The organism is Burkholderia sp. Ac-20379 (assembly GCF_017104645.1).
GTDB lineage: Bacteria > Pseudomonadota > Gammaproteobacteria > Burkholderiales > Burkholderiaceae > Burkholderia.
In genome coordinates, this window is record NZ_JAAGPF010000340.1 from 1 (window position 1) to 7876 (window position 7876).

Annotated in this window: 8 protein-coding genes and 1 pseudogene; 6 read left to right on the top strand and 3 right to left on the bottom strand. The window is 67.6% G+C overall.

Features of this window, described 5'->3' with window-relative positions; all coding sequences use genetic code 11:
• Positions 1–978, top strand: a pseudogene (locus tag G3N92_RS28125) (excinuclease ABC subunit A); the annotation flags it as partial.
• 89 nt (positions 979–1067) lie between these two features.
• Here the strand turns inward: G3N92_RS28125 and G3N92_RS28130 are convergent.
• The gene (locus tag G3N92_RS28130) at positions 1068–1328 is read right to left on the bottom strand and encodes a DUF2798 domain-containing protein (RefSeq protein WP_206130855.1); all 261 of its coding nucleotides are present in this window, start codon (positions 1326–1328) and stop codon (positions 1068–1070) included.
• Between the two features lie 148 nt (positions 1329–1476).
• Here G3N92_RS28130 and G3N92_RS28135 point away from each other — a divergent pair, with 148 nt between their 5' ends.
• From G3N92_RS28135 to G3N92_RS28150, 4 genes are all read left to right on the top strand, one after another.
• The gene (locus G3N92_RS28135; RefSeq protein WP_206130856.1) at positions 1477–2385 is read left to right on the top strand and encodes a LysR family transcriptional regulator; all 909 of its coding nucleotides are present in this window, start codon (positions 1477–1479) and stop codon (positions 2383–2385) included.
• A 240-nt stretch (positions 2386–2625) separates the two neighbouring features.
• Positions 2626–4071: a saccharopine dehydrogenase NADP-binding domain-containing protein gene (locus G3N92_RS28140; protein WP_206130857.1), complete on the top strand. Its 1446-nt coding sequence runs from the start codon at positions 2626–2628 to the stop codon at positions 4069–4071.
• Positions 4068–5243, top strand: coding sequence for a glutathionylspermidine synthase family protein (locus G3N92_RS28145; protein WP_206130858.1), 1176 nt, complete (start codon positions 4068–4070; stop codon positions 5241–5243). Before G3N92_RS28140 ends, G3N92_RS28145 begins: the two co-directional genes overlap by 4 nt.
• Positions 5244–5257: 14 nt before the next feature.
• On the top strand, positions 5258–6133 hold the full coding sequence (locus G3N92_RS28150; protein WP_206130859.1) for a hypothetical protein: 876 nt from the start codon (positions 5258–5260) through the stop codon (positions 6131–6133).
• A gap of 100 nt (positions 6134–6233) precedes the next feature.
• Here G3N92_RS28150 and G3N92_RS28155 read toward each other — a convergent pair whose 3' ends face one another.
• Together G3N92_RS28155 and G3N92_RS28160 are read right to left on the bottom strand one after the other, a co-directional pair.
• Positions 6234–7178, bottom strand: a complete 945-nt coding sequence (locus G3N92_RS28155; RefSeq protein ID WP_206130860.1) for a glyoxylate/hydroxypyruvate reductase A — start codon at positions 7176–7178, stop codon at positions 6234–6236.
• Positions 7175–7588, bottom strand: coding sequence for a VOC family protein (locus tag G3N92_RS28160; RefSeq protein ID WP_206130861.1), 414 nt, complete (start codon positions 7586–7588; stop codon positions 7175–7177). The genes G3N92_RS28155 and G3N92_RS28160 overlap by 4 nt, the downstream gene beginning before the upstream one ends.
• Positions 7589–7725: 137 nt before the next feature.
• Here G3N92_RS28160 and G3N92_RS28165 point away from each other — a divergent pair.
• Positions 7726–7876 (top strand): LysR family transcriptional regulator (locus G3N92_RS28165; protein ID WP_206130863.1); only part of this gene is annotated, 151 nt, incomplete at its 3' end.

The window sequence follows — 7876 nt, forward strand, 5'->3', positions numbered from 1 at the left end:
AAGAGCGCCGAAGCCGCCGCGCCGGCCACGCGCAGCCGCAGCAGCGTGCTGGCGCGCAGCGCGCCGCGGCCCGCGCTCGACGTCACCCACGCGTGGCAAGGCTGCGCATCGCTGAGCGGCTGGGAGACGATCGACCGCGTGCTCGAAGTCGACCAGACGCCGATCGGCAAGACGCCGCGCTCGTGCCCGGCTACGTACATCGGCGTGTGGGACACCATCCGCAAGCTGTTCGCCGACACGCTCGAGGCGCGTGCGCGCGGCTACACCGCGTCGCGCTTCTCGTTCAACACCGGCGACGGCCGCTGCCCCGCCTGCGAGGGGCAGGGCGTGCGCACCATCGGCATGAGCTTCCTGCCCGACGTGAAGGTGGCCTGCGACGTCTGCCACGGGCAGCGCTTCAACCCCGAGACGCTGGCCGTGACGTGGCGCGGCAAGAACATCGGCGACGTGCTGACCATGGAGATCGACGAGGCCGTCGAGTTCTTCTCGGCGATCTCGAACATCGCGCATCCGCTGCAACTGATGAAGGACGTGGGCCTCGGCTACCTGACGCTCGGCCAGCCTTCGCCGACGCTGTCGGGCGGCGAGGCGCAGCGCATCAAGCTCGTGACCGAGCTGAGCAAGGTGCGCGACGACATCACGCGGCGCGGGCAGAAGGCGCCGCACACGCTGTACGTGCTCGACGAGCCCACCGTCGGGCTGCACATGGCCGACGTGGCGAAGCTGATTCGCGTGCTGCACCGGCTCGTGAACGGCGGGCATAGCGTGGTGGTGATCGAGCACGATCTCGACGTGATCGCCGAGGCCGACTGGATCATCGATCTCGGGCCGGAAGGCGGCACGGCGGGCGGCACGATCGTCGCGGCGGCGAGCCCGGAGGCGCTGGCGCGCGTGAAGGCGAGCCATACCGGGCAGGCGCTGGTGCCGGTGCTGGCGCGCACGGCGGGCGCCGGTGCGGAGGCCGTGCCGGTGGCGTGAGCGACGCGCTGGCCGCGCGCATGAGACAAGCCCCGGTGTCGCGAGACATCGGGGCTTTTTTTCGGCTTCGCGTCGGATTCGGCGCGGCGTTACCGCGCGTGCACCGTCAACGCCACGAGCCGGGCCACCACCGGGCGCACGATCAGCACGCAGATAAATGCCGACGGCATCGCCACCCGGTACGCATTCATCACATTTTCCATGTAATGCCCGTCGACGCCGAACTCGGCGACCGTAATCACGAGGCACATCAGAAACGCCATGATGGTGGACATGTACAACGCGAAAACGTACGGGGTGGTGGCGGTCGGGAAGCGGACTCGGCGGGTTTGCGGCGTGGCGGCGGTCATCGATTCAATCTCTCCGGGGGGAACGGGTGAATGGGAGCGCCAGCGTAACAAGCCGCCCGGCGCGCCGGTAGCCGCCGGATGCTTGATTCATTTTTAAGTAAAATTTACGAAATTAATCGATGGGCGCGGCCAGGCGCGATACAGGGCGATGGATATTCTCGGGTTGATCAACAGCTTCATCCGCGTCGTGGAGACGGGCAGCATCGCGGCGGCGGCGCGCGCGCAGGGCGTCAGCGCCGCCGCCGTGAGCCAGAGCATCGCGCGGCTCGAAACGCATCTGGGCGTGCGCGTGCTGTCGCGCACCACGCGCAGCATGGCGCTGACCGAAGCCGGGGCGCGCTACTACGACAAGGTGCGGCATATCCCGGGCGATCTCGATCTGGCCTCGCAGGCCGCGACGGTCGAGGCCGCGCCGCACGGCCCGCTGCGCATCGCCACCACGGCGGCGTTCGGCCGCCACGTGCTCGCGCCGCTGATGCCGGCGTTCAAGGCCGCCTACCCGCGCATCGCGCTCGAACTGATCGGCACCGACCGCGCCGTCGATCACCGGCTGGAGGGCGTCGATGTCAGCATCCGGATCGCCGCGCAACTCGACGAGCGGCTGGTCGCCCGGCCCATCGCCTCGCGGCCCTTTCTGTTCTGCGCGTCGCGCGCGTATCTGGACCGGGCCGGCGTGCCGCGCGCGCCCGAGGATCTGAAGCATCACGCCTGCATCGTGTTCCGCTATCCGACCGACGGGCGCTTCCTGCCGTGGGGTTTCGTGCGCGACGGTGCGCGTTTCGACGCGCCGGTCAACCCGGCCTTCGTCTGCGACGATATCGACATGCTCGCGCAGATCGCCGCGAACGGCGGCGGCATCGCGCGGCTGGCGAGCTTCGTGGCGCGACCGCTGATCGACAGCGGCAAGCTGGTGACGCTGTTCGAGCCGCGCGATGGCGGCGTCGTGCGGGCCGAACCGGAGCCGATGGTGCTGTATGCGTGCGTGGCCGAGCGAGCGGCGATGCATGCGAAGGCGCGGGTGTTCATCGAGTTCGTGGAGGCGGCGTTGCGGGCGTGACAATGCGGCGAACCGCGTTTGCCGATTATCGGCGGGCGGATTTTCGTTTAATGATCCGATTCGTGGCATTCGGAAACGGCCACGGCATATTGAATCGACAGACTCCGCCATATCGTCGACAATACCGCGGCACGTTCGCGATTCCCGATCCGCGGAGCGATTATCTGGCCGATACGATTCGCTTCACGCCGATTACGGTATTGATTATGCGTCAACTCATCGTCTAATTCTTAAAAATCGATGAATTCCAAACGTCAAGTCGTCATTGTCGGGTTCGGCAATCTGGGCCAGGCAATCCTGCCGCTGTTGCGCACCGCCTTTCCCGAGTGGGCCATGACGGCAGTGGAGCAGCACGACGACGACGCGCGCGCCACGCTCGCGGCCGCCTGGGATGTGCGCCTGGTGACGTGCCGAGTGGACGCAGCGAACTATGTGCAGATACTCGGCCCGCTGCTCGGTCACGGCGATTTTCTGCTTAATCTCGCGACGACGGTCGAAACGGCTGCCTTGATCGCGCTTGCACAGCAATCCGGCGCGTTTTATCTCGATACCTGTATCGAGCCGTGGGCCTATTCGTTTGAAAGCGGCGAATCGACGACCAACCATGCGCTTCGAGAGCAGATCCTCGCGTTGGCCGCCAAGCGGCCCGCCACGCCAACGGCATTAGTGGCGCATGGCGCCAATCCCGGTTTCGTTTCGGTGCTGACGAAATGCGCGCTGGTCGACATGGCGACGCGATTCGGCCTGCCCGCGTGGCGGCAGCGCGTGCCGCGCGATCGCCGCGAATGGGCGCAACTCGCCGCGGATCTCGATGTGCGCGTGATTCAGATTTCGGAGCGCGATACGCAGCGTGCCGCGGCACCCGATGCCGAAACCGCGTGGGTCAATACCTGGTCGGTGGACGGTTTCATCGCCGAATGCCGTCAGGATGCGGAAGTCGGCTGGGGAACGCACGAAGCGCAACTGCCGCCCGGCGCGCGGCGCTTTCGGAAAGACGGCGGCGTGCATGCGGCGCCGGCGATACGTCTCGCCACCAACGGCGTCGACACCCGGGTTCGCACGTGGACACCGCTTCATGGCGCATTCGACGCGCACGTGCTGACCCACAACGAATCGCTCTCGATTGCCGATTATCTGACGCTCGGCGATGGGAATGGCCGTGTCGATTATCGGCCGACCGTTTATTACGCCTATTGCCCGATCGAGGCGGCGCTCGCCTGGATGCCGGCGCTCGCCGGCGGGTCGCCGCCGGCGGGCCATGAAACCGGCCATCCGCCCATGCGGGTTCTGAAGGACGAACTCGCAACGGGCGTCGACGAACTCGGCGTGCTGGTCATGAGCGGACGCGGCGAATCGCTGTGGCTGGGCTCGGCGCTGTCGATCGAGCGCACGCGCACGATCGCGCCGTTGAACAACGCGACCAGCCTGCAAGTGGTATCGAGCATTGTCGGCGGCATGCAGTGGATGCTCGACCATCCCCGCGCCGGGATCGTCGAATCCGACGCGCTCGATCACGCGGCCACCTTCGCGCGGGTGCGGCCGTTCTGGGAGCCGATGCAGCGTGTCTGGACGCGCTGGCGCCCCGGCGGCGCGGCGTTGCAATTCGACGATTTTCTCGCGGCCCGCGGCGATGCCGACGATGCGACGCACGCGGCCGCCTTCAACCTCGACCCGATCTCCTCATGAAACGTATCGCGCAATCGCCACGGCCGGATTGGCCGGCCCGTCTCGAATCGATCGGCTTTCACTTCCACTCGCTCGACGAGGACGACGTTCCGCAGCCCGTGGATCGGGACACGTTCGTCTATTGGCGCGAGGACATTGCGTACGCGTTCTCGGAGGATGAAATCGAGAGGCTGTATGCGGCCGCGCTCGAGCTGAACCGGCGGTGCCTCGATGCCGTCGAGCACGTGATCGAACACGATCTGTTCGCGCGGCTCGGTATCGGCGCGCGTGCGGGCGCATGGATTCGCGAATCCTGGGAGCGCGACGACCCGACGCTCTACGGCCGCTTCGATTTGACGATCGGCGCCGACGGGCAACCGAAAATGTACGAGTACAACGCCGACACGCCCACCTCCATCATCGAGGCGAGCCTGGCCCAATGGTTCTGGAAAGAGGACGTGCGGCCCGGCGACGATCAGTTCAACAGCCTGCACGAATCGCTGATCGCGCGGTGGCGCTGGTTGCGCGATCACCATCGGGCCGTGCCGCTGCTGCATTTCGCGTGCATGTACGACAGCCAGGAAGACGTCTGCAATACCGAATACCTGATGGATACGGCGGTGCAGGCCGGCTGGGCGGTCAAGATCATCGACGTGCAGGACATCGGCAGCGACGGCAACGGGCGCTTCGTCGATCTGCAAGGCGAGCCGATCGAGCTGATGTTCAAGCTGTTTCCGTGGGAATGGATGCTGACGTCGGCGTTCGGCGATGAGCTGCTGAAGGACCGATGCCGCTGGATCGAGCCGCCCTGGAAGGCGGTGTTGTCGAACAAGGGCATCCTGCCGATTCTCTGGGAGCTGTTTCCCGAGCATCCGAACCTGCTCGAAGCGTCGTTTCACGAGGCGCACTTCAGCCGGCGCGCGCATGTGAAAAAGCCGCTGCTGTCGCGCGAAGGCGCCAACGTCACGCTCGTCACGCCCGATGGCCGCCGCATCGAAACCGGCGGCGATTACGGCCATGAAGGCTTTGTCTACCAAGCGTTTTCCCCGGCGGCACAGTTCGGCGACCGCTACGTGACGCTCGGCGCATGGATCGTCGACGACATGCCGGCCGGCCTGTGCGTGCGCGAGCAGGCCGGGCTCGTCGCGACGAACACGTCGAACTTCGTTCCTCATTACTTCACGCACGATTGAGCGCGGGACCTGACATGACCACCCATCCGAAACACAAGCCGAGCGACAACAACGGGGCGCGTCGCAAAGGCACGGGCTTCGTCACTCGCGAGGCCGGGCAGCCGGGCGGCGCCGCCGTGCCGCGCAAGCGCAATTTGAAAAAACCGCTGCTTTATCTGATCGGATTCGGCGGCCTGGCGGCGGGCGCGGGGCTCTGGCTGGCGCCGCACGATCAGGGCGTCGACCAGGATCAGGTGGTCGAGGCGGAGCGCACCCGTTACGCGTCGCGCGAAGCGTGCCTGCAAGACTGGAATTCGCCGGAAGACTGCCAGTACGTGAGCGGCGACGACACGGCGCAGGCGATGGCGGCCGCACCGGAATTCGCCGCGTCCGGCGCGGCCAGTGCCGCCAGTGCCGCCAGTGCGGCGCTGGCGGGAAACGCGCACAGCGGAGGCGGCGGCGCGATCGGCGTTGCCAACGGGTCGGGCGCTCCGGCGTCCGGCGATGCGTCTCGAGAGCAGGCCGGCGGCGCGCTCGACATGGGACAGGATCCTGTCTCGGTTGCGGATACGGCGGCGCCGCACGTCACGTCGACCGACGCGGCAAGCGGTTGGTACGGCCCGTATTTCACGCGCGACGGCGTCGTGTATCACGCCAGCGGCATGCATACGTCGGGTGTGCCGTTCCAGCACGGGATCGTATCGATGCTCGCGATGCGCGAAAGCGCGCTCTCGTCGGCGGGGTCGTCGGCGTTTCGTTCGACGCCGCACAGCGTGTCGATCAGCGAGGGGCGCGCCATTTCCAGAAGCGGCATTTCGAGAAGCGGCATCTCGCGAGGCGGGTTCCTGTCGTCGCACGGGGGGAGCAGCCGCCATGGCGGCGGGGGCTGGCACGGATCGGGCGGGGGCTGAGACAGCCGGTGCGGATCGCCCGCTACGCGCATCCGCTTCGTTCAGATCGCGCCGCCTGCCGCTACGAGCGGCCGCAGGCGGCGGCCCATCCCCGCTTCCCTCAATACCCCAACGCCCGCTGCACCGCCGCCGGCATCTCCCCCGTCGCGCGATAGCGCGCGATATTCCCCGCCACGATCGCCGACGCCGTCTCGCGATCCGTCGGCGCGGAAATATGCGGCAACACCGTCACGCGCGCATGCGCCCAATGCCAACTGTCTTCCGGCAGCGGCTCGCGATCGAACACGTCGAGCACCGCGTGCGACAGGCGGGCGCTGTCGAGCGCCGCGCGCAGCGCCGCATCGTCGACGATCGGCCCGCGCGCGAAGTTGATCAGCGCGGCGTGCTCGGGCAGCGCGGCCAGCGCGGCGGCATCGACGATGCCGCGCGTGTGCGGCGTCAGCGGCAGCAGGCACACGAGGATGTCGGCGCTCGCCAGCATCTCGGGCAGTTCGTCCGCACCGGCGTAACAGCGCACGCCCGGCAGCGCCTTGCGCGTGCGGCTCCAGCCGCTCACCTGGAACCCGGCGGCCAGCAGCCGCTGCGCGGCGGCCTCGCCGAGCGCGCCAAGGCCGAGCAGCGCCACGGTCTTGCCGGCCGGGCGCGTGTAATCGTGCGCGATCCATTGCCGCGCGGCCTGCTGCTGCGCGTAGCGCGGCATGTCGCGATGCAGATACATCGTCCACGCCAGCACGGCCTCGGCCATCGTGTCGGCCAGTTGCGGATCGACGAGCCGCACGATCCGCAGGCCGTTGTCGGGCAGGTCGGCCATCAGGCGCTCCACGCCGGCCCACACGCTGTGCACCCACTTCAGGTTCGGCAGCGCGCTCACGTCCTCGGGGCGCGGGTTCGCGACGATCGCCACGTCGCAGGCGGCGCGCGCCGCGGCGTCGAGCGCGTCGAACGGCACGATGGTTTCGTTCGGCATGGCGGCGCGCAGCGCGGCGAGCCACGGCTCGGCGAACGGATAGGACGGCGCGCAGAGGAACGGCAGGACGCGGCTCATTTCGCGAACACCTTGTCGAGATCGGCGAAGCCCTTCACCTCGATCGGGTTGCCGCTCGGATCGCGGAAGAACATGGTGGCCTGCTCGCCCGGTTGCCCCTCGAAACGCAGGCTCGGCGGAATCACGAAATCGACGGCGCCGCCTTCGAGGCGCGCGGCCAGCGCCTTCCAGTCGCGCATCGCCATCACCAGCCCGAGGTGCGGCATCGGCACCATGTGATCGCCCACGCGGCCGGTGTTGCTGACCGGGAACGGCTCGCCGAGATGCAGGGAGATCTGGTGTCCGAAGAAATCGAAATCGACCCAGGTGTCGGTGCTGCGGCCTTCGGTGCAGCCGAGCAGGGCGCCGTAGAACGCGCGCGATTCGTCGAGATCGCGCACGTGGTACGCGAGATGGAAGGCGGTTTGCATGAGGGGGACTCCTGAGTGTGCGGGGCGCGCCGGCGGGGCAGGGGAACCCCGGGCGGCCGGTCGAGCGTGCTGCCAGCGTAGCAGCCGAATTTCGAAAGAGATAGCATGGAATAATTTCTGAACCAAAAGGATTGCTTTTGGAAACCCGTTACCTCAAAAGCCTGCTCGCGGTGGTGGACAGCGGCTCCATCGCCGACGCCGCGCGCGTCGAGCACCTGACGGCCGCCGCGATCGGCCAGCGCGTGCAGGCGCTCGAACGCGAGCTCGGCTTCGCGCTGCTGTCGCGCA